The sequence below is a fragment of the Paenibacillus sp. tmac-D7 genome, assembly GCF_006519665.1.
Classification (GTDB): Bacteria; Bacillota; Bacilli; order Paenibacillales; family NBRC-103111; genus Paenibacillus_G; species Paenibacillus_G validus.
This window is the reverse complement of record NZ_VIDW01000038.1, coordinates 1-21,880: the sequence shown is the minus strand read 5'-3', so window position 1 is coordinate 21,880 and position 21,880 is coordinate 1. Positions and strand designations below refer to the sequence as shown.

Annotated in this window: 25 protein-coding genes; 2 read left to right on the top strand and 23 right to left on the bottom strand. The window is 54.1% G+C overall.

The genetic code is table 11. From position 1 onward, the window contains the following. Positions 1–59: 59 nt before the first annotated feature. The 5 genes from FKP33_RS20805 to FKP33_RS20785 form a co-directional block, all read right to left on the bottom strand. Complete coding sequence (locus tag FKP33_RS20805; RefSeq protein ID WP_141336264.1) at positions 60–860, bottom strand: HAD family hydrolase; 801 nt, start codon at positions 858–860, stop codon at positions 60–62. A 95-nt stretch (positions 861–955) separates the two neighbouring features. Continuing rightward, entirely contained in the window at positions 956–1,465 is a 510-nt protein-coding gene (locus FKP33_RS20800) for a hypothetical protein (protein ID WP_127610170.1), read from the bottom strand. 24 nt (positions 1,466–1,489) lie between these two features. Further along, positions 1,490–2,479, bottom strand: coding sequence for an aldo/keto reductase (locus tag FKP33_RS20795; protein WP_141336263.1), 990 nt, complete (start codon positions 2,477–2,479; stop codon positions 1,490–1,492). Between the two features lie 15 nt (positions 2,480–2,494). Beyond that, positions 2,495–2,689 (bottom strand): DUF896 domain-containing protein, encoded by a 195-nt coding sequence (locus FKP33_RS20790; RefSeq protein ID WP_054797378.1) that lies wholly within the window; start codon positions 2,687–2,689, stop codon positions 2,495–2,497. Positions 2,690–2,857: 168 nt separating this feature from the next. Then, positions 2,858–3,217 (bottom strand): LysM peptidoglycan-binding domain-containing protein, encoded by a 360-nt coding sequence (locus tag FKP33_RS20785; RefSeq protein ID WP_141336262.1) that lies wholly within the window; start codon positions 3,215–3,217, stop codon positions 2,858–2,860. 146 nt (positions 3,218–3,363) lie between these two features. Between FKP33_RS20785 and lexA the strand changes: the two genes are divergently transcribed. Next, positions 3,364–3,984 (top strand): transcriptional repressor LexA, encoded by a 621-nt coding sequence (lexA, locus tag FKP33_RS20780; protein ID WP_127610174.1) that lies wholly within the window; start codon positions 3,364–3,366, stop codon positions 3,982–3,984. A 159-nt stretch (positions 3,985–4,143) separates the two neighbouring features. On the opposite strand, the gene glnA is transcribed toward lexA, so the two are convergent. From glnA to FKP33_RS20735, 9 genes are all read right to left on the bottom strand, one after another. Next, positions 4,144–5,481 (bottom strand): type I glutamate--ammonia ligase, encoded by a 1,338-nt coding sequence (gene glnA / locus FKP33_RS20775; protein WP_127610176.1) that lies wholly within the window; start codon positions 5,479–5,481, stop codon positions 4,144–4,146. A 97-nt stretch (positions 5,482–5,578) separates the two neighbouring features. Next, positions 5,579–5,992 carry a MerR family transcriptional regulator gene (locus FKP33_RS20770; protein WP_127610178.1) on the bottom strand — a complete coding sequence of 138 codons (414 nt, stop codon included), beginning with the start codon at positions 5,990–5,992 and terminating at the stop codon, positions 5,579–5,581. Between the two features lie 97 nt (positions 5,993–6,089). After that, positions 6,090–7,337 (bottom strand): methionine gamma-lyase family protein, encoded by a 1,248-nt coding sequence (locus FKP33_RS20765; protein ID WP_141336261.1) that lies wholly within the window; start codon positions 7,335–7,337, stop codon positions 6,090–6,092. Continuing rightward, positions 7,330–8,664, bottom strand: a complete 1,335-nt coding sequence (gene hflX / locus FKP33_RS20760) for a GTPase HflX (protein ID WP_141336260.1) — start codon at positions 8,662–8,664, stop codon at positions 7,330–7,332. Before hflX ends, FKP33_RS20765 begins: the two co-directional genes overlap by 8 nt. Beyond that, positions 8,661–9,656: a stage V sporulation protein K gene (spoVK, locus tag FKP33_RS20755; RefSeq protein WP_127610185.1), complete on the bottom strand. Its 996-nt coding sequence runs from the start codon at positions 9,654–9,656 to the stop codon at positions 8,661–8,663. The genes hflX and spoVK overlap by 4 nt, the downstream gene beginning before the upstream one ends. 71 nt (positions 9,657–9,727) lie before the next feature. Next, positions 9,728–10,423: an HAD family hydrolase gene (locus FKP33_RS20750; protein WP_141336259.1), complete on the bottom strand. Its 696-nt coding sequence runs from the start codon at positions 10,421–10,423 to the stop codon at positions 9,728–9,730. A gap of 164 nt (positions 10,424–10,587) precedes the next feature. Further along, positions 10,588–11,313 (bottom strand): twin-arginine translocase subunit TatC, encoded by a 726-nt coding sequence (gene tatC, locus FKP33_RS20745; RefSeq protein WP_141336258.1) that lies wholly within the window; start codon positions 11,311–11,313, stop codon positions 10,588–10,590. A 78-nt stretch (positions 11,314–11,391) separates the two neighbouring features. Continuing rightward, the gene (tatA, locus tag FKP33_RS20740) at positions 11,392–11,652 is read right to left on the bottom strand and encodes a twin-arginine translocase TatA/TatE family subunit (RefSeq protein ID WP_127610191.1); all 261 of its coding nucleotides are present in this window, start codon (positions 11,650–11,652) and stop codon (positions 11,392–11,394) included. 137 nt (positions 11,653–11,789) lie between these two features. Then, a complete protein-coding gene (locus tag FKP33_RS20735) occupies positions 11,790–13,463 on the bottom strand; it encodes a PhoX family protein (protein WP_174817615.1) in 1,674 nt (557 codons plus the stop codon). A gap of 135 nt (positions 13,464–13,598) precedes the next feature. Between FKP33_RS20735 and FKP33_RS20730 the strand changes: the two genes are divergently transcribed. After that, positions 13,599–13,808 carry a hypothetical protein gene (locus FKP33_RS20730; RefSeq protein ID WP_141336257.1) on the top strand — a complete coding sequence of 70 codons (210 nt, stop codon included), beginning with the start codon at positions 13,599–13,601 and terminating at the stop codon, positions 13,806–13,808. A 22-nt stretch (positions 13,809–13,830) separates the two neighbouring features. Here FKP33_RS20730 and tatA (FKP33_RS20725) read toward each other — a convergent pair whose 3' ends face one another. The 9 genes from tatA (FKP33_RS20725) to FKP33_RS20685 form a co-directional block, all read right to left on the bottom strand. Continuing rightward, entirely contained in the window at positions 13,831–14,025 is a 195-nt protein-coding gene (tatA, locus tag FKP33_RS20725) for a twin-arginine translocase TatA/TatE family subunit (protein ID WP_054797403.1), read from the bottom strand. Positions 14,026–14,114: 89 nt separating this feature from the next. Continuing rightward, positions 14,115–14,765: a YdcF family protein gene (locus tag FKP33_RS20720; RefSeq protein WP_141336256.1), complete on the bottom strand. Its 651-nt coding sequence runs from the start codon at positions 14,763–14,765 to the stop codon at positions 14,115–14,117. A 28-nt stretch (positions 14,766–14,793) separates the two neighbouring features. Further along, positions 14,794–15,459, bottom strand: a complete 666-nt coding sequence (locus FKP33_RS20715; RefSeq protein WP_054797370.1) for an alpha/beta hydrolase — start codon at positions 15,457–15,459, stop codon at positions 14,794–14,796. Between the two features lie 99 nt (positions 15,460–15,558). Next, positions 15,559–16,260 (bottom strand): peptidylprolyl isomerase, encoded by a 702-nt coding sequence (locus FKP33_RS20710; protein ID WP_141336255.1) that lies wholly within the window; start codon positions 16,258–16,260, stop codon positions 15,559–15,561. A gap of 111 nt (positions 16,261–16,371) precedes the next feature. Then, positions 16,372–19,041 carry a transglycosylase domain-containing protein gene (locus tag FKP33_RS20705; RefSeq protein ID WP_141336254.1) on the bottom strand — a complete coding sequence of 890 codons (2,670 nt, stop codon included), beginning with the start codon at positions 19,039–19,041 and terminating at the stop codon, positions 16,372–16,374. A gap of 196 nt (positions 19,042–19,237) precedes the next feature. Continuing rightward, the gene (hfq, locus tag FKP33_RS20700) at positions 19,238–19,480 is read right to left on the bottom strand and encodes an RNA chaperone Hfq (protein ID WP_054797369.1); all 243 of its coding nucleotides are present in this window, start codon (positions 19,478–19,480) and stop codon (positions 19,238–19,240) included. Positions 19,481–19,502: 22 nt separating this feature from the next. Further along, on the bottom strand, positions 19,503–20,486 hold the full coding sequence (gene miaA / locus FKP33_RS20695) for a tRNA (adenosine(37)-N6)-dimethylallyltransferase MiaA (protein ID WP_141336253.1): 984 nt from the start codon (positions 20,484–20,486) through the stop codon (positions 19,503–19,505). Then, on the bottom strand, positions 20,477–21,253 hold the full coding sequence (locus tag FKP33_RS20690) for a class I SAM-dependent methyltransferase (protein WP_127610205.1): 777 nt from the start codon (positions 21,251–21,253) through the stop codon (positions 20,477–20,479). Before FKP33_RS20690 ends, miaA begins: the two co-directional genes overlap by 10 nt. A 2-nt stretch (positions 21,254–21,255) precedes the next feature. Beyond that, positions 21,256–21,880 (bottom strand): DNA mismatch repair MutL family protein (locus FKP33_RS20685; RefSeq protein WP_483874542.1); only part of this gene is annotated, 625 nt, incomplete at its 5' end.

Sequence of the window (21,880 nt, the reverse complement as noted above, 5' to 3'; positions counted from 1 at the left end):
CGCCGCAACAAAAAACCGACGCCTGCCAGGATCGACAGACCGTCGGTTTCTTATGTTCATTAGATGAATGATATGGAGTCCAGAAGCGCTTGCATATCCCGCAAGCTCTTAATTTCGTAAACGGGTTCGATGTCCGAGCTGCGTTCTACACCATGGCGGTTGATCCACATGTTGCGCATCCCCACCGTATTCGAGCCCAGAATATCCGTCGTCAATTTATCGCCGATCATGACACCTTCATCTGCCGTTATGTTCAGCAGCTGCATGGCGTGGTGGAAGATGGAAGCGGCCGGCTTCCCTTCGCCGAATTCACCGGAGATCACAATATGGTCGAAGTAGGGAGCAAGCTGCGGCACCCCGGCCAGCTTCTCCTTCTGCAAATCCGGCGAACCATTGGTCAGCAGGAGCAGCTTGTACTTTTGTTTCAACTGATCCAACACTTCGAACGTTTCTTCGTACACAATGGGACGACTGCGTCGTTCGGCGGGAAACTGTTCGGCCAGCTTGCTGCCGAGCGCCTCGTCATCGATACCGAGAGCCTTCAAGCCGCGGGTCCAGGACGCCTTGCGGTATGACGGCGCCAACGCCTGCAGCTTGCGGAATTCCTCCTGCTCTCCTGCCGTAAAATTCGCCCAGAGCCCTTCGAACGGATTGATTCCGATCATCTTCGTGAAAGGAAACGTTTCATAAGATTCGTATAATGCCCGCGCTTCACGGCGTACCGCTTCTTCCAGCTGCGCCGGATCCAGGTCATAATGTTTGGAAGCCTCCGCGCAAGTTGCTTCAAAAGCCTCTTTCACGCTTCGGTCATCCCATAACAACGTATCGTCTAAATCGAAAAGCACCGCTTTGATCGTCATTGTTTAAATTCCTCTTTCTACTGCGATTATCGTTCCTAACTGCCAGTCATTTATATTTAATCCGATCAAGCAACCCCATGACGTTCGTTCAGGCTTCATTTGATGAGCTTTACATTGTTTTTCGAGGCGAAGTCGGAAATTTTCTCGATCATAGCTTCCATTGGCATTTGGTGGAAAAATTTCGTGAATACCCAGCGTTTACCTTTCGGCTTCAAGGTTACCATGATCGTATCTTTGCTCACGGTTATTTCGCTAATTTGGGAAGCTTCTACGATCCGGTCGCCGCCGAATCGACGGGAGGCCAGCGAAGTTTTACCAATCCTCAGAAACGGTCTGCGCGCCCAATACATAAGCAATGCCAAGAAAAGATAACTGAAGCCCGTTACCCAATACATAGACTCGTCTTGGCCTGCTTGCGGACGAAGGGCAATAAAACAGAACACGCTCATGGCGACGAGCACCAATGGCAATAACCAGCTGCGGCCTTTAAAAGTAACCGCCCCGTCCGAAGACCGAACGGAAATCGAAGACGAACTGCTTTGGCCGTGTTTTTTATTCATGATCTTCGTATTTTTACGTACCATGCGTTCCCATTTACGCGACATTATCGTGACCCCTTATGCTCTCGATTAGATCTGCCTATGAAACTTCTCAATAAACCGGTAAGGATATTCCGATTCCAGCGCGCTGACATCATCCAGCCGCTTCCACATGGAGTCGGAAAGCTTCCAGCCGACCGCTCCCATATTATCTTCAAACTGTTCAAGCGTACGAGCGCCGAATATCGGCGATGTAATCCCTTGCTTATGGATGAGCCAATTGAGCGCCACTTGTGCCGGCGTTTTATTGGTCTCTGCCGCTGCGCCAAGAACCTCATCCAGGATTCGGAAATTCTTATCGGTATTTCGCAGCTCCCATCGACTCTCGCCGTTTTTGTTAGAAAGGCGCCCTTCCGTCGGTTCGTTTCCGCGCTCGTAGCGCCCTGTCAAAAATCCGCCGCCAAGCGGTGCCCAAGGGATGACTCCTACGTTCTCCTCCAAGCAAAGAGGGAGCACTTCGCGGTCCATGGAGCGGCACACGAGACTGTACTGCGGTTGAATGGAAATAAACCGCGCGTAGCGGTTGAAGTCACTTAGATTTAACGATTTCATTAACTGGTACGCCAAGAAATTCGAGCATCCGATGTACCGAACCTTCCCTGATGCAACTAAATCGTCCAGCGCACGAAGCGTCTCTTCAATCGGTGTGACCTGATCCCAAACGTGAACTTGGTACAAATCGATATAATCGGTTCCTAAGCGTCGCAAACTGTCTTCGACGGCATCCATGATATGCTTGCGGGATAGACCGACTTGGTTCGGTCCGGGTCCGGTCTTCATTCGAACTTTAGTAGCCAGAACTACGTCCGATCTTCGTTCGCGAATCGCTTTACCGACAATCTCTTCCGATCTGCCGCCTGCATAGACGTTTGCCGTATCGATGAAATTCCCTCCTTTATCCAGGAAACGGTTTATCATCTCTACGGACTCCCGTTCATCGGTCGTATGACCGAAGGTCATTGTTCCTAAGCAAAGTTCCGATACCAGAATACCGCTCTTACCCAAAGCCCGATATTGCATATCAAAACCCTCCTCCTACTTCTTCTCATCTTCATCAACAAATTTGATGTTATCGAGTTGAGTGCGTAAGGAAGATTTGAAAGAATCAATGTACTTTTTACGCAATTCGTTACGTTCGTTCAACTCCGCTTCGCTCAATCCTTCGGATTTCGCTTTTCGAGCGAGTTCATTGATTCGCTTCACGGTAACATCATGTTCCGATTCCAACATGCCTATCCTCCCAGTCTTCTCGTGTTCCGGTTGTCGCCAGCTGTCGGAACCTGACAAGCATGTCCAGACAAATGGCGTTCGTTATCAAATTATACTTTGACATTATGGATAACGATTGTCAAGAGAATTGACAGGCGGGAAGAGCCTGAAATGTCAGGGCGAGCGGTATTACGGAAGCAACAATTGTTGACCGGCACGAATCGAAGCGTCCTTCAATCCGTTCTTTTTTTTGAGCTCATAGATGTATTCTCTCGGGTTGCCACCCTTAGCTATATGTTCATTGGCGATACTCCACAAGGTATCTCCTCGTTCGACGATAACGGTATGTTGTTCGGCCGGCAAGGAGGCGGCTGCATAAGCGTCCGAATTCCCAAGTAATGCCGTGATCACCGTGCTGATCCCGATGATCATGGCCAACACAAGACCCGTCAGAGCCAGACGCCCTAGCCGTTTGCGATTGCCGACCGCATCTGTTCTATTCATGGACGGCACGCTTACCGAAGTTTGACTGCTAATGATATGCATCATAATGACGACCCCCAAACATTTGTTCTTATATTAAAATAACACGAACACATGTTTGTGTCAATGCATTTTCTCGAACTTATGTTTGTACGAACGGCTATTCTGTGCTATACTTCCAATTAATAGTTTCTATATATTGGAGTGATACGATGAGCAAGATTTCCTCCCGTCAACAGGCCATTTTAAATTTTATTAAAAATGAAGTTAAGGATAAAGGTTACCCGCCTTCCGTACGTGAAATCGGCGAAGCGGTAGGTTTGGCGTCGAGTTCCACCGTACATGGACACTTGGAAAGGCTCGAGAAGAAGGGCCTTATCCGCCGAGATCCGACCAAGCCAAGAGCCATTGAGATTCTGGACGGGGAACCAGGAGAAGGCGCGTTCTCCGTTTCGGTAGCCCGCGTTCCGTTAATCGGACGGGTTACGGCGGGGGTTCCGATTACAGCAACGGAGAACATTGAAGATTACTTTCCGCTCCCCAGCCACTTTGTCGGCGATCAGAGCGTGTTCATGTTAAGCGTCGTCGGCGAAAGTATGATTGACGCAGGCATTCATCACGGGGATTATGTGATCGTCCGCCAGCAGCAGACCGCCAACAACGGCGACATCGTCGTGGCTATGACCGAGGAAGACGAGGCGACGGTGAAAACGTTCTATAAAGAAAGAGACCATATTCGGTTACAGCCGCAAAACCCGACCATGGAGCCTATTCGGTTGAAAAACGTTTCTATTCTTGGCAAAGTCATCGGCGTATTCCGCGACATCCACTAACAACTCAAAACCTCTCGAAGCTCGGCTGCTGCCGGATCGTGAGGTTTTTTCGATAAAAAAACCTCACGGAAGATCACCGCTAGGTCCTTATGGAATATAGGTCTTGCTAAATTAAAGAAACGGACGCTCGGCTCAGCCGAACGTCCGTTTCTTTAATTATTAATAAAGCGTTAAATACTGCTCGCGCTCCCAAGCGTGAACTTGAGTACGGTAAATGTCATACTCGATTTCCTTAAGCTCGAAGAAATGAGCCAGCGCATGATCGCCGAGTGCTTCGCAAATGACATCGTCCCGAAGCATTTCGTCGAGCGCTTGCTTCAAGTTGATCGGCAAGCTCGGAATGCCTTGCTCTTCCCGCTCCTCTTCGGTCATCACGTAAATATTGCGGTCCGTCGGAGGCGGCAGCTGCATTTTTTTCTTGATGCCGTCAAGGCCGGCCTTCAACATAACGGCCAGCGCGAGATACGGGTTAGCCGCCGGATCCGGGTTACGCACTTCAACGCGCGTGCTGAGACCGCGGGAAGCCGGGATACGGATCATCGGGCTGCGGTTGCTGGCCGACCAGGCGACGTAACAAGGCGCTTCATAACCCGGTACAAGACGCTTGTACGAGTTGACGGTCGGGTTCGTAATCGCCGCGAACGCGCGGGCGTGGCGCAAAATACCAGCCATGTAATGACGTGCTTCTGCGCTTAGGCCGAGTTTGTCGCTCTCGTCGTAGAAGGCATTCTCTTTACCGCGGAACAACGATTGGTGACAATGCATGCCCGAGCCGTTAACGCCAAACAACGGCTTCGGCATGAATGTGGCATGCAGGCCGTGCTGACGGGCTACCGTCTTCACAACGAGCTTGAACGTTTGAATTTGGTCGGCCGCTTTAATCGCATCGGCATATTTAAAGTCGATCTCGTGCTGACCCGGCGCCACTTCGTGGTGTGACGCTTCGATCTCAAAGCCCATTTCTTCGAGCGTCAATACGATTTCGCGGCGGCAGTTCTCGCCGAGATCCGTAGGCGCCAAGTCGAAGTAACCGCCCTGGTCGTTCAGCTCCATGGTCGGATTGCCTTTCTCATCGGTTTTGAACAAGAAAAATTCCGGTTCCGGCCCGACGTTCATCGCGGTATAGCCCATTTCGTACGCTTCTTTCAACGCCGCTTTCAGAATGCCGCGCGGGTCGCCCGGGAACGGACGGCCGTCCGGCAAATAAATATCGCAAATCAAACGCGCCACGCGATCTTCCGTCACCCATGGGAACACGACCCAAGTATTCAAATCCGGGTATAAGTACATGTCTGATTCTTCGATACGAACGTAACCCTCGATGGAAGAACCATCAAACATCATTTTATTATCAAGCGCCTTCTCAAGCTGGCTTAAAGGTATTTCGACGTTCTTGATGGTGCCGAGCAAATCCGTAAATTGAAGTCGAATGAATCGAACGTTTTGTTCCTTGGCAATACGTAAAATGTCTTCCTTCGTGTAGTTCTTATCCGTCACTGTGAAATCTCCTCCTTAAAAATCGGTACGTAATAACGAGGGGTACCGCTCGCCCCGCCTCAGGTGAACAGAGCGGCGGTCGCTCCTCGGCCAAACCCTATTTTCTGAAAAAACGAGACAGTTCGCCTTGAATCAACGATACATGATTCGGTCGCTTGCCTCCGCCTATCAGCTGCTGCTTCAGCATCTTGTGCAGCTGGGAATCGGTCAGTTCCCGGCGTTTCACTTCGGATTGCTCGTTCAAGACGGTTGCATCCTCCGAATCTTTGTCGACCGGCAGCAGCACTTGTTTAATTCCTGCGATGTTAACGCCCTTCTCGATCAAATCCTTGATCTCCAAAAGACGCTCGACATCGTTGAACGAGTATAGACGCTGGTTGCCGCCGGTTCTTGCTGGAATGATCAATTCATGCTGCTCGTAGTATCGTATTTGTCTGGCGGTTAAATCCGTCAGCTTCATAACAATACCGATCGGAAAAAGGGCCATATTACGGCGGATATCATCACTCATGACTATCACCCCTAACACATAAAACCTTACTTTTATTGTAACCATGTTCTAGAAACGTGTCAAGTTATGTCAGGTTAATGCCACATGTAAGTAATGATTACAATAATTTGCGGTCGATCATGTTTTGGATGGCCGTCAGAACGCCGAGCTTACAGTGGGAATACGTCAAGCCTCCCTGCATGTAGGCAATATAAGGCTCCCGAATCGGCGCGTCGGCCGATAATTCCAGGCTGCCGCCCTGAATGAAGGTTCCGGCCGCCATAATGACCGGGTGCTCGTAACCCGGCATATCCCAAGGTTCCGGCACGACATGCGCGTCTACGGCCGCCGCCTGCTGAATGCCTTGAACGAAGGCGATCAGATGCTCCGGCCCGGTAAACCGTATGGCCTGAATTAAATCGGTGCGGGGATCGTTCCAACGCGGATGCGTCGTAAATCCCAGCTCGGCGAACAGTGCCGCCGCGAACACCGATCCTTTAACAGCTTGTCCAACCGTATGCGGCGCTAAATACAAGCCTTGGAACAAGGCCCGCGTCGTCCCGAGCATAGCGCCGACCTCCCCGCCGATGCCCGGCGCGGTCAACCGGTAGGACGCCAGCTCAACATACTCGCGCTTGCCCGCGATATAGCCGCCTGTAGGAGCCAATCCGCCGCCCGGGTTCTTAATCAGCGAACCGGCGATCAAGTCGGCCCCGACTTCGGTTGGTTCGTTAAGCTCCGTGAATTCGCCGTAACAGTTGTCCACGAATACGATAACGTCCGGCTTTATTTCTTTCACGAAACGAACCATCTCGCCAATCTGCTCGACGGTGAACGAGGCACGCCATGAATACCCGCGCGACCGTTGAATGCCGATCACTCTCGTTCGCGGAGTGATGCGCCGGGCGATCTCTTCATAGTTCGGCGAACCGTCTTCAAGCAGCTCCACCTCGCCGTAGCCGATGCCCCAGTCTTGCAGCGAGCCGAGTCCGTCGCCCGGTTTGCCTATCACCTTGTGCAGCGTGTCGTACGGACGACCTGTAATCGACAGCAGCTCGTCGCCGGGCCGCAGGACGCCGAAGAGCGCCGTCCCGATCGTATGCGTGCCCGACACGAAATGCGGACGCACCAGCGCCGCCTCGGCGCCGAACACGTCGGCATACACGAGATCGAGCACTTCGCGTCCGCGATCATTATAGCCATATCCGGTCGAGCCGGCAAAATGATAATCGCTTACTTTAAACTTCTGAAACGCACGTATGACTTTCCACTGATTGCGATCGATCAACCGATCGATTTCATTCATTCGTTCCCCGACTACCTTCTCCGCCTTCTCCATCAAGGCGAGCACCTGCTCGTTAAACATGTTCCGACGTCTCTCCTCTGTTCTCTCCCTGCGGCGCACGCGCCGAATCGTATGCAGCCAGCATGTATCCTATCTTATCGAACTCTTTATTGTTTACCCGTACCTTGAACAGCATGTCGCTGCCGTCCACTTCATTCTCCAGCACCTCGCCTACGCGGTACACAAGCGAGATGACATCCCCCTTATCGGCAGGAATACGGTACGTCCGGCTGTCGCCCATCAAATGTTTCTCTAACGCGTCGATCAATCGCCCGAGATCTTCTTCGCGATAAGCCGAGATGCGTAAGTAATCGCCTTCGGTCATCAGCATCTCCAATTGCTCCGGCGTGCACAGATCGATTTTGTTAAACACGGTTATCCGATCCTTGCCGTGTGCGCCGAGCTCTTCGAGCACCTCATCGACGACCTTCATCTGGATCGTCATCATCTCGGTGGAACTGTCCACAACGTGCAGAATAAGATCCGCTTCGTTGGCCTCCTCGAGCGTCGCGCGGAAAGCCGCGACCAAATCGTGCGGCAAGTTCTGAATGAACCCGACCGTATCGGTCAAGACGATCTCCAATCCGCTCGGCAGCTTCAGCGAGCGCGAGGTCGGATCGAGCGTGGCAAACAACTGGTTCTCGACATACACGTCGGCTTGCGTCAGCTGGCGAAGCAGCGTCGACTTGCCGGCGTTCGTATACCCGACGAGAGCGACTTGAAAGACGCCGGTCTTCTTACGCCGCTCCCGGTGAAGCGTACGGTGCTTCACCACTTCCTGCAGCTGGCGCTTCAGCTCGCTGATCCGATCGCGGATATGACGGCGGTCCGTCTCCAGCTTCGACTCCCCGGGTCCCCGGGTCCCGATGCCGCCGCCGAGCCGGGATAAATTTTTCCCGTGGCCGGACAGCCGCGGCAGCAAATAGCTAAGCTGCGCCAGCTCGACCTGGATGATCCCCTCGCGCGTCTTGGCGCGGCCGGCGAAAATATCCAGAATCAGCTGGGTCCGGTCGATGATTTTCACATCCAGAAACTGCTCCAGATTGCGCACCTGCGCGCCCGACAGCTCCTGGTCGAAGATGGCCGTGTTCGCGTCTTTCTCCTCCAACAGCTCTTTCAATTCTTGCGCTTTTCCTTTGCCTATGAACCACTTGGAATCGGCGTATTCTTTATTTTGCGTCATTGTTCCGAGCACTTCGACATTGGCCGTCTCGGCGAGCCGGATAAGCTCGGCCAGCGAATAGTCGGGGTCGTACGTTTCCTCGCGCTTTAATTCCTGCGTAACCAGACTCACCAGTACGGCGCGTTCTTGGTGGTCCGGCGTAATTTCATGGCTCGTTTTTTTCATATAAATTTATATGTCTCCTTTGGGGATTTACGTTCCAGCTTGACGTCCTCCGGGCGAATGATCATCAAATCCTGTTTGGTCGGATGTACATGCGGGCTGCTTAACAGGCGGACGGCGTGATTGCGCATCGCTTTCTCGATCAAGTTGCGCACGAACCGCGCATTGCTGAAGGCGACCTCCATTTGATTTTTCTCGTTCGTGATTTGCTGCCGGATTTTCATCTCCGTCGATTGAGTTAAAGCATACTCCCGTTCCTTCACGATCAATTCGGCGATCTGCATCAGCTCGTCGACCGTGTAATCGGGGAAATCGAGCTGAATCGGAAACCGCGAAGGCAGCCCCGGATTCGTCGTCAGAAACTGCTCCATCTCTTCGGAGTACCCGGCTAAAATCAAAATAAAATTGTTCTTATGGTCCTCCATCGCCTTTACAAGCGTATCGATGGCCTCTTTACCGAAATCTTTTTCCCCGCCGCGCGCCAAACTATACGCTTCGTCGATAAACAGAATGCCGCCCAGCGCTTTCTTGACAAGCTCCCGCGTCTTCAGCGCGGTATGCCCGATATATTCGCCGACCAAATCGGCCCGCTCCACCTCGATAAGATGGCCTTTGTTCAGCACGCCCATCGTCTGGAACAGCTTCGCCACGATACGGGCGACCGTCGTTTTGCCCGTTCCCGGGTTCCCCTTGAAAATCATATGGTACACCTGGGTTCCCGCCATAAGGCCGACTTCCGCCCGCATCCCGGCTATGCGCAGCAGCGCGTAAATTTCGAACACGAGCTCCTTCACATGCTCCAAACCGACCATACGATCCAGTTCTTTCATAATTTCCCCGAACTGGCCTTGCTGGGATAGAGGCTTGCCGTGAAACAAAGCTTCCGATTCGGCGGGGGCATGTGCGACAGGTTCCGGACTGCGCAGGACGACGTTGATTTGCCGGGCGTTTTTCGTGATCTGAATCTGATCCGAAGGCTGTACACGTCCGCTCATGCGTAACATCACCTCTTCTTTGGTGTTAATGTATACGCGCGAGTCGGGCGGATTGTGTCTGTTTTCTTTGTCTATTGTATATCTCTTCCTCGATTTTTCAAAATGTCGGTCTGCTGCAGCCGCTTGATCACCGCTGCAAGCCCGATCTCTTCCATGGACGCCAAGCGAAAATCGTGCGTTCCGAACGTTAACAAGCCCGTTACGGCGTTCGGCACAACTACGCATCGCATGCCCGCGCGATAAGCCGCCAGCGCGCCGTTCGGGGAATCCTCGAACGCCACCGCCTCGTGCGGCTGTACGCCAAGCGCCGCGAGCGCCTTCAAGTAAAGCTCCGGGTCGGGCTTTACCCGGGTAACGTCGTCGCGCGTCCGGATGCATTCGAAGTCATCCAGCAAACCGTACGCCTTTAAATATCCCGTAACCCATTCCCGCGTCGAACTGGAGGCTAGACCGATCCGCAACCCCAGCCGTCTCGCCTCCTTCAGATAAGACCGCACCCCGGGCCTCACATCAGCTTCGGCCATCCTGGCGTCATAGGCCTGCTTGCGCATCGCGCGGGCCGCCTCGCGATCATACGTCCGGCCGATCTGCCGCTCCAAGTCGTCATAAGGATTAAAGGCGTCCGGTCCCGTACCGATGCAGTGCCCCCATACGTCGATGGTCAGCTCGCCGCCGTGATGGCGGTACATCGCTTGAACCGACTCAAAGTCCGCCGTTTCCGTATCCACGATCAAGCCGTCAAAATCGAATACGACTGCCCGAATCATGACCGCACCTCCTCCCGCATTATGTAATGTATCGTACTACGATTGGCGGATTTTGCCTAGTGAACATTCAGTTTCTACCCATTCTCGCCGTGCCGGAGGACGCAAAAAAGGAGCCGCTTGTCCGCGACTCCCCTCCTTCATTCCGCTTACCCGCCGGCTATGATTCAAGCTTCCACTGCAGCTGTCGATAATTTTTTCTTATACACCCATTTCGAAAGCGTAATGCTGAATTCGTATAAGATCAGCAGCGGAACCGTTACCAAAATGTCCGAAATAAAATCCGGAGGCGTAATCATAACCGAGATGACGATAAGCGTAAAATAAGCCACTTTCCTCGCCTTGGCAAGTCGCACCGGGTTCAATACTCCGATTTTCGTTAAAAACATCACCACGACCGGCATTTCAAACAAAAAACCGAACGGCAGCGTCAAATTCAGCATAAACCGGAAATATTTATCAGCCGTATAGAGCGTGTTGACCTGCCCGGCCGCCATGTTCTTCAGGAAGGAAAGCACCATCGGGAACAGGACGAAATAGCCGAAGCCAATGCCTGCGGCAAACAGAACGGCGAGGGCGGGGATATATCCGAGCGCCGCTCTGCGCTCTTCCTCCTTCAGCGCAGGCTTGACGAAATGCCAAGCCTGCGTAGCGGCTACCGGAATCGTCACAGCAATCGCGAAGACCCCGGAAATCATCATATACACCCATAGAATGTCGGTCGGACCGAGGATGGTCAGCTTGTCTCCCAAATCGCGGACGAGCCAGTTATAGATCGGCTTCGCGTATAAGAAAGCGGCAATCATGGCAACAAGAAAGGCGGCGAGCGTGATGACGATTCGTTTGCGCATTTCTTCCAGATGACTGAAAACGTGCATTTCATTATTTTTCATCGTAAGGGTCTCCCATAATGAAGCTAGCTTCCGGCAGCATGCGGTTACCGGAAGCCAAACGTATAATGCGGATGGAGTTTAGCTAACTTTGTCTGCGTTGAATTGGGGTTTCGTTTCGGAGACCGCTGGCGTCTTGTCTTGGACGGTCGGTTTCGACGCTTCGGAAACCTCCGGCTTCTCGTCTTCGCCGCCTACCAGGCTGCGGGTGGCGCTTTTAAACTCGCTCAAGGTGCGTCCGAAGGCTCGGCCGAGCTCCGGAAGTTTGGAAGGTCCGAAAATGATGAGCGCTATAATTAAAATAAGAATTAATCCGGGAATCCCGATATTGCCGAATGGCATGTTGTCATCTCCTTTGAGGTAAAACGCCCATTGCGGGGCCCGCCGGCCTAATGGATGGTTACGTCCGGCCTGCGGGCTTCACATCGGACATTTACGATCGAGCACTTGCAAGTTACTGCATCTGCATAAATCCCGGATTAGCCGAGCTTGAAGCCGCTGATCGCTACAACGCCGCAGCGAGCTTTGGTGTCGCCTTGGCGGTGCGGCCACAGGCTGGTCGGCTTCGCCAAATCCGTTGTGTTTTCGCCCGGATGCTGAACGGAGAGGAACAGCGTTCTTTCGTCCGGCGTGAAGAAGGGTCCCGTCAATTCCGCATCCGTAGGGGCAGAAGCAAACTGCATCGCTTGCGCTTTGGCCGCACCGTGGGTCGGAACGACGAACAGCCCGTTGTTCATGAATGAAGTATGAACCCCTTTGTGCATGCTGCTGGTGGAGATGTCCGTCACAACCCACAGGTTGCCGTTCGAATCGAACGCAAGGTTGTCCGGCGAGCTGAATCCGGATTGACGTCCGCCTGCAATGAAAATTTCAAAATCGAACTCCGTCGCGCCGAGATCGTTGCCTTTCTCGAAAATACGCGTGATATGACCGTGAATGTTACCATGGTTGTCGTTGTTCGTATGACTGATGAACACCGTATTGTCGAACGGCGAAATTTCCACATCTTCCGGTCGGTCGGTCGGCGTACCGCCGAGGATCAAGGCCGCTTCGTGCACGTTGGTTACCACATCCGCTTGGCTTTGGAACATGCGTTGCAGTTCCTCTCTCGTGCCTTTAACGCCTGCCGGCGCTTTGAATTTGGCGTCGCCGATGACTTTGGACAGCGCTTCGTACGTAACGGCAACCCACTTCCCGGATTTCAGGTTGGCTACATATAGCGTGCCGTCTGCCAGCAGCTCGGAGTTTTGACGGCCGCTCGCCGGCACGTATTTGCCCTTCGTGACGAATTTATACACACAGGCATCCTTCTTATCGTCTCCCATGTAAACGACGACGCGGCCGTCGGCCGTCAAACCCATAGCCGTATTCTCATGGTTGAAGCGGCCAAGCGCCGTGTGCTTCTTCAAGAAGCTGCCGTCGAACGGATCGATTTCTACAACCCAGCCGTAGTGCGTCAGAGGCAGACCGGCTTCCGTCGCCAGCTCGGAGAAGTTCTCTTCACAGGACAGAACCGTATTCCAGAGCGTAACGCCTCCGGAGCAGTTTGCGAACGTGCCTTGGGCGGTGCTTGCGTTTTTCAAGATGGCGGAACCTTTGGCAGGACCGGTGAATTCGAATTTGGTAAAACCGTTGATGCGGCGGGCATGTTTGGAAGTCGTGTCCATTTTCCATGTGCCCTTGTCGTCCTGGAATACTTCAATAACGGACATTCCTTGGTAGTACAGGTCTTTATCCGTTTGTTCTTTCGATTTCTTGCCGTCCTTCACCGGACCGAGCGCAAAAATGTTCGTATATTCGTGGTTATTCACAAGCAACCCGCGCGTGTTGGAACCGTCAATCGGGAAGTAGGCGTTGTAATCGGAGCCTTGTCCGAATTTTTCGCCAGCTGCGTTGATTACATCGTCGAATGCCGCCACAACGTCGTAACGGTACCCTTTCGGAAGCAACAGCTGGTCTTCTTTGGAAGCCTGAATCGGTTCGAAATAACCGCTGACTTTATTCGTCTTAAACCCGAACAGGTGGTCGGCCGTCGGGGACATCGCGGAAGCTTTGCCTTCCAAGACGCCTAATCCGGCGGATGCAGCTGCCAGCGCCGCCGCCCCCGTACCGAGATAAGATAGAAATGTCCGGCGATCCATGTTTTTCTCCATATGTACACTCCCTATACTAATATAGTATATCCATAGATAAGCATAAGGAACAAAAATCAACAGAAGATTAGGGCCAAGTGAAGGTTTTGTAAAGGGAGAGGATGGGTTAGGCACAAGCGAGTACAGGGATTGTTCGTGGAGGGGCCATCGGCGGCGGACAACGGCAGCGGACAACGGCGGCGGACAACGGCGGCGGACAACGGCGGCGGACAACGGCGGCGGACAACGGCGGCGGACAACGGCGGCGGACAACGGCGGCGGACAACGGCGGCGGACAACGGCGGCGGACAACAAAAAAACTCCCTGCGGCGGATCATGCTCTCGCATGACCGGCAGGGAGTTTGATTACATACGGATTCCCGACGGATTATGACTTCGGTTCGTTCTTCTTGTTGTTCTCTTCCTCATTCTCGCCGGATCTTAAACCTCGCGTCGACTCTTTGAACTCGCTTAACGTACGACCGACCGCACGGCCAAGCTCGGGGAGCTTCGACGGCCCGAATAAGATCAGTATAACGATTAAAATAAGTAAAAGTCCGCCGATTCCGATATTGAACGGCATGTTCGTCACCCCGTTTCTGGGACTATCCTTTCCTTGCATTATACCAAGTCCGCGAGCGAAAAGAAACTTTCAGTTTGGTCCACTGCCGCCTAGCGCTGCAGTTCGTACCCGAGCGAAAGCTGGACCTTGTCCCACTGCCACTTGGCGAAAGCCAGCGTCTCCCGGCTGCGGTGCCAGGACATCATCAGCACGCTTGAATCCATCGGCGAAGCCTGCGGCCGCTCGAAGCCGAGAAAGCGCGCAATGTCGAGGGCGCGTACCGCATGATAGCGATGCGTAATAATGACCGAAGACGTCCATCCGTGCTCTTTCATAATCGCTTGGCTGAATTTCAAATTCTCATAGGTGCTGCGTGCTTCGTTCTCCAAGTAAATGTGGCCCTCCGGAATGCCCTGCTCCATTAAATAATTGCGCATCCCTTCGGCTTCGGTCAGCGTAGACTTCGGCGTGTCGTAGCCGCCGCTGACAATCACCTCGGTAATGACGCCGCTGCGGTACAGCTCCACCGCCCGGTCCAAGCGCTCCTTCAACGCAGGGCTTGGCGTCGTCTGCCAAAGCGAGGCTCCAAGCACGATGCCAACGTCCTGCGGTGGCAGCTCCCGATCGGGCAATGTGGCCATGCGAACCTGCACGACGCCAATCCATAGGACGCCCACAAGTGCAATCGCCAGCAGCCAGCGGCCGCCCCGTATCCAGCGATCCTTTCGTTTCATCGCCTTCCGGCGTCGTTTCTCTTTCATTGCAATCAGTCCCTTACGATTGTTCCCCCTACTGCGTCAGAAAGCGTCGTACGGCTTGAAACACCTCAGCCGCTTCGGGCTCGAGACAAAGCAAATGCCGGGACTTCGGTACATACAGCAGCTCTTTCTCGCCTTGGATACGGTTGTAGATATAGCGGGCGCTGCGCGGATGAACGATCTGGTCCTGACGCCCTTGTATAATTAACGTAGGGACCGAGATGCGGTTCAGCTCATGCCGCTTCGCAAACCGGGCCAATTTCATGAACTGCACCGCAGCGGGCAGCGGCACGCGTTTCACCCGCTGCCAATGCTCCCAATCGTGGGTACGCATCCGGTCGACCAGATCCCGCATGAACCGAACCGGGCTTATGTAAATCGCAGCGGCGCTCAGCAGCACCAAGCGGCGGATCGGGAAGCGGTTGGCCAAATATGCGGAGATCAGTCCCCCCATCGAGAAGCCGATCAGATCGACCGACGCATAATGCCGGCTAAGCCGGCGAGCCTCATCGGCGGCCGCATCCAGCCAATCCTGCCACGTGGAGGCCGCGAGACCCAGCAGCTCCGGATCGTGGCCGGGCAGCGTCGGGACATGACAATCATAACCGTATCCTTGCAAGTAATCCGCCAGCGGTTGAACCTCGTAAGGTCCGCCGGTAAAGCCGTGCAGCAGCAAGCACGCGCGTTCCTCGGCCATATGCAGGTCTCTCCTTTCATTAGACGAATGTATCCGGAATAAGGTTCCCTCAGTCGAAACAAAAAGCAGCGTGGATTCCCACGCTGCCTGACCATCCCGTTACTTTTCAGTAATCGTGACCGACTGAATGACGACTTTCTCCTTCGGTTTGCTTGGCGTTGGCTCAGAGCCTTGCTCGACCGGTGTGGCGGCAATTTTTTGCACGGTGTCCATACCTTCGACAACTTTGCCGAAGATCGTGTAGTTCGGCAATTTATTCAAGCTCTTGCTGTCTTCGCCGGTGCAAATGAAGAACTGGCTGCCGTTCGTATTCGGACCGGAATTGGCCATCGCTACGATCCCGGGCTCGTATTTGTAAGGCGAATTCAGTTCATCCGGGAATTTGTAGCCCGGACCTCCCGTCCCGTTGCCGAGCGGATCTCCCGTCTGAACCATGAACGATTGGATGATCCGGTGGAAGGTGATGTTGTTATAAAAGCCTTCTTTCGCCAAAAACACAAAGTTGTTTACCGTTTTGGGCGCATCCTTGGCAAACAATTCGATGACGAACGTCCCCTTGGACGTCGTGACCGTCGCTGTGTACGATTTGTTCGCATCGATCTTCATCTCCGGAGGCGACGACCAGGTTTTCTTGCCCGGTTCAGACGTCGTACCGGTTGAAGCATTCGGCTGGGCGGACGGATGGCTCGCGTTCGAATTGTCGGCGGGCGCCGGCTTCGTGCCGCATCCGGCCAGCATACCGGCAACCAGGCCCGCCGCGAGGGCTGTACGTATCGTTTTTTGCGCAATCTTTGAAATCATCGTTGGTTCATCTCCATCTGTAGCTATTGGAATCACGTTACGGCCTGATTATACTACACCGGAACTCGGAAAATAAAATATTCAAACCGCAACCCGGGGTCACACCCCTTGTTATGGGGAACGCTGCGGCAGCGCGGGACTTCCAAACGTGCCGCCGTTATTGCCGCCGACTGCCGGGTCCGGGGTTATCGGCTGCCCGCCGATTGGATTTGAGGCTTCGCCGCCGCCGGGCTCGTTCCCGGGCGTCGTACCGCCGGCTCCACCCGTCCCTGGGGGTGTGCCGCTTCCGGCGCCGGCTCCCGTGCCTCCGGTACCTGTTCCCGCGCCCGTCCCCGTCCCAGGCTTCGATCCACCCGGGGTTGTCGTACCGCCGGGCTTACCGGTTCCAGGCTGTTGTCCCGAACCGGCTCCTGTTCCGCCATTTCCGTTAGTTCCGCCCGGATTATGTCCGGTACCGGTGCCCGGCTGTCCGGCTTCCGGCGCGTTCGGATCAAGCGGCTCGCCGTCGTTTTCCGTACCCGGCTGTTGCGGATTTGACGAATCACTGACCGTTACGCTGGCTATGTTCGAGCGAGCGCCAGCCACGTTGTTTTCCGGGTTAAGCGGAACGACCGTATACTCGTACGTATCCGGCTGAATAGCCGAAATATCGTTGACCTCGGTCACCGTTGTCGAAGTGATCGGCTCGCTCGGAAACTCCTGCATTTTGCTGTCCTTACGGAATACCTGGTATACGACGCCTTCGCCGACAGCGGACCAAGTCAGCTTCACCGATTTCTTCTCGGCGACGAACTCCGCTTTCAGATCGCCGATTCCTTTTGGCGGTTCATCCATATCCGCTACACCGCTAGGCTTGACGAATTTCGTCATCGGCTTTTTGGCCAGCGCCTTCTGCATGACTTCCTTGAAGATAGCGGCCGGCGCGCCGCTGCTCATCGAAACATAATGCTTCGCATCTGTTTTATCGAAGCCCATCCAGACGGCGGCCGTCCATTCCGGCGTGTACCCGACAAACCAGAGGTCGCGGTTATATTTCTCAAGACCTTTAAGCTCGAGCTGCGTCGAACCTGTTTTCCCCGCAACCGGGCGTTCGAACTTCGCCGCCGTACCGGTGCCGCCGGGCTCCAGGACGCCTTGCAGCAGTTGGGTCATGTACCAAGCCGTCTTGGCGCTCCAGACGGGAGCCTTCTTCTCCGCCTTGAAAGCCGCGCGCTCTCCGCTGTCGTCCATAATTTTAATGATTGCGTGCGCTTCGACGACGTTTCCGTTGTTCGGAAATGACGTATACGCCTGCGCCATTTGCAGCGTCGTAACGCCTTTCGTCAAACCGCCTAAAGCAATGGCCAAGTTATTATCCGCTTTATCGAACGGGATGCCGAGCTTTTCGACGTACGACTTCGCTTTGCTTATGCCGACTTGGTTTAACACCTCAACGGCCGGAATATTCACCGACTTCTTGATCGCTTCGAACATCGTCACCTGGCCGCGGTAGACGCCGTCCCAGTTCCGCGGCGAATAACCGTTATACGACTTTTGTTCATCCGGAAGCTTCGAATAAGGCGAGAACTTGCCAAGCTCCAGGGCCGGCGCGTAGGAGATCAAAGGCTTGAACGCCGACCCCGGCTGACGCGGCTGGGCAACGGCCCGGTTCAACCCGCGGACTACATAATCCCGCCCGCCGATCATCGCGACGATCCCGCCGTCTTTGTTATTCAAGATGACCATGCTGCTTTGCATCTTCTGAGCAGGTCCGTCCTTTTGGAAAAATTTCGGGTTCGCATACGTTTGTTCCATGATCGCCTGCGCATTCGGGTCCAGATTCGTATAAATTTTGTAGCCGCCCCGCAGCAGATCGTCTTCCTCGAAGTTATACTTTTCCTGCGCCTCCCGCAATACGTAATCGATATAGGACTGGAATTGATCTTTCGCTGCGCCGGCAGGCCGTTCATAGTCGTGTGCGGCCGCTTCCGCCCGCTGCGCTTCCGTGATATACCCTTGGTCGTACATCAGCTTCAGCACGACGGCCCGGCGTTCCTTGGATTTGTCCGGATTCGAGATCGGGTTGTACGTATTGGGCGCCTTCGGCATGGCCGCCAGCGTCGCGACCTCCCACAGCTCCAGCTTGCTCAGGTCGGACTTTCCGAAATAAATTTTCGAGGCTGTTTTCACCCCGTAAGCCCGGTTTCCGAAATAAATCCGGTTCAGATAGTACGTCAAAATCTCGTCCTTCGTCTTGTTTTGCTCCAACGCCATCGCAATCGACATTTCCGTCGCTTTACGGAAGAATGTTTTGTCCGCGCTCAAGAACACGTTTTTCGCCAACTGCTGCGTAATGGTGCTTCCGCCTTCGACCATGCTGCGGGCGACGACGTCCTTCACCAGCGCCCGGGCGATCCCGAACAAATCGACCCCGGCGTGCTCGTCGAACCGTTTGTCCTCCGTCGCCACGAACGCTTGTCTCAGCAGCTCTGGCACTTCCTTCGGATCTATATTTTCACGGTTTTCCACCTTCAGGACGCCGACTTCCGCCCCATTGATATCCAGAATATGCGACGCTTCATCAAACTCAAGCTTATCCAGGTTTTCCTGCAATATTTTATTTCCGTTTAATATGACGAAAATGTAGACCCCCATCGCACAAATCGCAGCTAATGCTCCGGCAATGAACATGGCTAAGAATACTTTGCCTGTCGTCACTTTCTTCTTCTTCTTTTTCAAGCCGCTTGACGTCTTTCTCTCCTTCGGCGCTTGGTTCGGTGTCTTTTTGCTTGATCCCGTCATGCCCCGACTTCCTTTCCTTATCTGTGTCACAGTCCTATTAACCTGCGCAAAGCTGTCTTAAACAAAGAAACAACCCGGAAGAATCGGGTTGTTCTTTCGGTTTCTATGCAATTAGACGCGATTCGAACCGGAAATGTTGCTTCCGGCCCCAACCCTGGGTCAAGTACCCTGCGTATGAATAGCGGGCAAAAGCCGATTATTCGGCGTTCTGCTCCTGCTGCTGCATCAACGATACGGCGCGCTGCGGGGTAAACGTAGAAATCGCATGCTTGTACACCATTTGCTGGCGACCTTCACTGTCAATGATAATGGTAAAATTATCGAACGCGCGAATGACTCCGCGGATTTGGAATCCATTAGTCAAATAAACGGTGACCGGAATGTTCTCCTTGCGCAATTGGTTCAGAAACGTGTCTTGAATGTTGATCGACTTGTTCATCAAAGGGCCCCCTCAGGTTTAGTTAACGGGTCAAAGTTAATTTAGTTGCTATTATACCACGAACGAATTGCAACTGGGTAGAAAATTCTCCCATTTGGCTCATATCCACCCATTCGATATCTTTCATCCGGCGGAACCACGATAGCTGCCGTTTGGCAAAGTGGCGGGTGTTCTTTTTTAAAACGTCGATTGCTTCGTTCAGCGTTGCTCGGCCTTCCAAATAGGAAACAATTTCTTTGTACCCCAGCCCTTGCATCGATAAGGACGAAGGATCGACGCCTTGGGCCAACAGGCCGCGAACCTCGTCCACCAAACCTTGTTCGATCATGAGATCGATTCTCTCTTCAATACGTTTATATAGTAAAGCTCTATCCATTGTCAACCCAATGATACACAATTCGTAAGGCGTTACCCTTTTTTGGACCTTCAGCCGGTCGGAAAGCCGTTCTCCGGTCACTTTATAAATTTCAAGCGCCCGTATGATCCGCCTTTGATCGTTCGGGTGCAGCCGTTCCGCCGATTCGGGATCGACTTCCCGCAATCGGGCATGCAGCGCATCAGCCCCATGGCGCAAAGCAAACGTCTCCATTTCTTCGCGAAACGCTTCGTCCGAGCCGGCTTCGCTGAATTGGAAATCGTAACAAACCGATTCGATATACAAGCCCGTGCCGCCCACAATAAACGGAAGCTTCCCGCGGCGGTCGATATCCCGGATCAACGGCACGCACCGTTCCTGAAACTCGGCGACCGAGAACGGCTCTTCCGGCTCGTGAATGTCGATCAAATGGTGCTTCACCATCGCGCGTTCTTCCGGGGTCGCCTTCGCGGTCCCGATATCCATCCGCCGGTATACCTGCATGGAATCGCCCGATATAATCTCGGCGTCGTACATTTGGGCCAGCGTCAGGCTGAGCTTCGTCTTGCCGACCGCGGTCGGTCCTACCAGCACGAGCAGCTTCGGCTTGCGCGCAGGCGCCGGATTTGTGCCGTCTCTCTCTACGAACATCGTATCACTCCATAAGCAATTTTCGTCGAGGAGCGATGAGCGACGGCAAAGCCGAGCCGCTCGAACTCCATGCTGTCGCGGTGTTCCTTCATGACGACGCAGCGCCGCGACACGCGCTTCGCTTCGGCGACCGCCTCTTCCGAGAGCGCCCGGTCGTCGGCAATTCCCCGAATCGCGCGGATCGAGTTCGATTCCGTGATCGGCTTGCGGAACATCGGGTCGAAGTATACGACATCGCAGCTATCATCCGGTAGTCCGCGCAAATAGGTCAAATGATCGACCGGATGCACCTGGATGCGTCTCATCGCTTCATTCAAACCGGGCACATCGGAATGATAGGACTTTAAGCCCTCTGCAAGTAAAAAAGCAGGGATCGCCGCACTTTCGAGCGCTACAACCGTTCCTTCATCGCCGACCGCAAACGCGAAAACGATCGCATCGGAGCCGAGTCCGGCCGTACAGTCCACAATCCGGTCGCCGGGACGAACGCCGGCCAAAGCGAGCAGCGTATCAGGCTCGCCGTTGCGCAGCCGCTTCACGCGGACGGCCGCCGTGCTCGGGTGAAAAAAGAGCGGCTGCCGGCCGTCGTGATGATACTCAAGCCGCTCCTTCGAAATGACTAAAATATCCTCGTCCCCGAATCGGGCGCGCAGTTGAGCCAGCGTCATTTGGCGGCGCTGCAGGCAGCGTCCGCCGAGCGTTCCGGCCAGACGCCGGGCCTCGGCAAGCTGCGCGGCGTTCGGGTCGTAGGAAGTTGTGACGAACAAAGCTACATCACCCTTTTGAACATTTTCTCCAATTCATAAGTCGAGAAGCTGACGACGATCGGCCGTCCGTGCGGACACGTGTACGGATTTCGGCATGCGGCCAGCCGGTCGAGCAGCACTTCCATCTCGAGCGTACCCATAGTTTGATTCGCTTTGATCGATGCTTTGCAGGAGCACATGATGGCGGCTTTCTCGCGGAATTTCCCGATATCGACGCCCTTCCTCTCGTTTAACAGCCATTCGATCATCTCTTCGATCATCTCTTCGATCAACGCCTGCTCTTCGCCGCGCGGCAGCCAGTGCGGGTAAGCGCGCACGAGAAACGAGGAGCCGCCGAACGGCTCAAGGTAAACGCCGGCCTGCTCGAGCTGGCCCAGCTTGTCCTGCAGACGTCCGGCTTCGGACGAAGTCAATTCCAGCGTAATCGGGACGAGCAGCTCCTGACTCGCTTCCGCCGGTTTTCCGAACAAATCGTAATAATGCTCGTAATTGATCCGCTCATGCGCCGCATGCTGATCGATCAGGAACAGCCCTTCTTCGTTCTGCGCGACGATGTACGTCCCGTGAAGCTGCCCGATCGGGTCCAGCTTCGGGAAGGCCGGCAGCGCCGGAGCGGCTTCGCCGGCC

What these genes read in the sequence shown, in the direction of transcription:
- FKP33_RS20805 (WP_141336264.1), bottom strand. Translation starts at nt 860, where the DNA reads ATGACGATCAAAGCGGTGCTTTTCGATTTAGACGATACGTTGTTATGG.
- FKP33_RS20800 (WP_127610170.1), bottom strand. Translation starts at nt 1,465, where the DNA reads ATGTCGCGTAAATGGGAACGCATGGTACGTAAAAATACGAAGATCATG.
- FKP33_RS20795 (WP_141336263.1), bottom strand. Translation starts at nt 2,479, where the DNA reads ATGCAATATCGGGCTTTGGGTAAGAGCGGTATTCTGGTATCGGAACTT.
- FKP33_RS20790 (WP_054797378.1), bottom strand. Translation starts at nt 2,689, where the DNA reads ATGTTGGAATCGGAACATGATGTTACCGTGAAGCGAATCAATGAACTC.
- FKP33_RS20785 (WP_141336262.1), bottom strand. Translation starts at nt 3,217, where the DNA reads ATGATGCATATCATTAGCAGTCAAACTTCGGTAAGCGTGCCGTCCATG.
- lexA (WP_127610174.1), top strand. Translation starts at nt 3,364, where the DNA reads ATGAGCAAGATTTCCTCCCGTCAACAGGCCATTTTAAATTTTATTAAA.
- FKP33_RS20770 (WP_127610178.1), bottom strand. Translation starts at nt 5,992, where the DNA reads ATGAGTGATGATATCCGCCGTAATATGGCCCTTTTTCCGATCGGTATT.
- FKP33_RS20765 (WP_141336261.1), bottom strand. Translation starts at nt 7,337, where the DNA reads ATGTTTAACGAGCAGGTGCTCGCCTTGATGGAGAAGGCGGAGAAGGTA.
- hflX (WP_141336260.1), bottom strand. Translation starts at nt 8,664, where the DNA reads ATGAAAAAAACGAGCCATGAAATTACGCCGGACCACCAAGAACGCGCC.
- spoVK (WP_127610185.1), bottom strand. Translation starts at nt 9,656, where the DNA reads ATGAGCGGACGTGTACAGCCTTCGGATCAGATTCAGATCACGAAAAAC.
- FKP33_RS20750 (WP_141336259.1), bottom strand. Translation starts at nt 10,423, where the DNA reads ATGATTCGGGCAGTCGTATTCGATTTTGACGGCTTGATCGTGGATACG.
- tatC (WP_141336258.1), bottom strand. Translation starts at nt 11,313, where the DNA reads ATGAAAAATAATGAAATGCACGTTTTCAGTCATCTGGAAGAAATGCGC.
- tatA (WP_127610191.1), bottom strand. Translation starts at nt 11,652, where the DNA reads ATGCCATTCGGCAATATCGGGATTCCCGGATTAATTCTTATTTTAATT.
- FKP33_RS20735 (WP_174817615.1), bottom strand. Translation starts at nt 13,463, where the DNA reads ATGGAGAAAAACATGGATCGCCGGACATTTCTATCTTATCTCGGTACG.
- tatA (WP_054797403.1), bottom strand. Translation starts at nt 14,025, where the DNA reads ATGCCGTTCAATATCGGAATCGGCGGACTTTTACTTATTTTAATCGTT.
- FKP33_RS20720 (WP_141336256.1), bottom strand. Translation starts at nt 14,765, where the DNA reads ATGAAAGAGAAACGACGCCGGAAGGCGATGAAACGAAAGGATCGCTGG.
- FKP33_RS20715 (WP_054797370.1), bottom strand. Translation starts at nt 15,459, where the DNA reads ATGGCCGAGGAACGCGCGTGCTTGCTGCTGCACGGCTTTACCGGCGGA.
- FKP33_RS20710 (WP_141336255.1), bottom strand. Translation starts at nt 16,260, where the DNA reads ATGATTTCAAAGATTGCGCAAAAAACGATACGTACAGCCCTCGCGGCG.
- FKP33_RS20705 (WP_141336254.1), bottom strand. Translation starts at nt 19,041, where the DNA reads ATGACGGGATCAAGCAAAAAGACACCGAACCAAGCGCCGAAGGAGAGA.
- hfq (WP_054797369.1), bottom strand. Translation starts at nt 19,480, where the DNA reads ATGAACAAGTCGATCAACATTCAAGACACGTTTCTGAACCAATTGCGC.
- miaA (WP_141336253.1), bottom strand. Translation starts at nt 20,486, where the DNA reads ATGTTCGTAGAGAGAGACGGCACAAATCCGGCGCCTGCGCGCAAGCCG.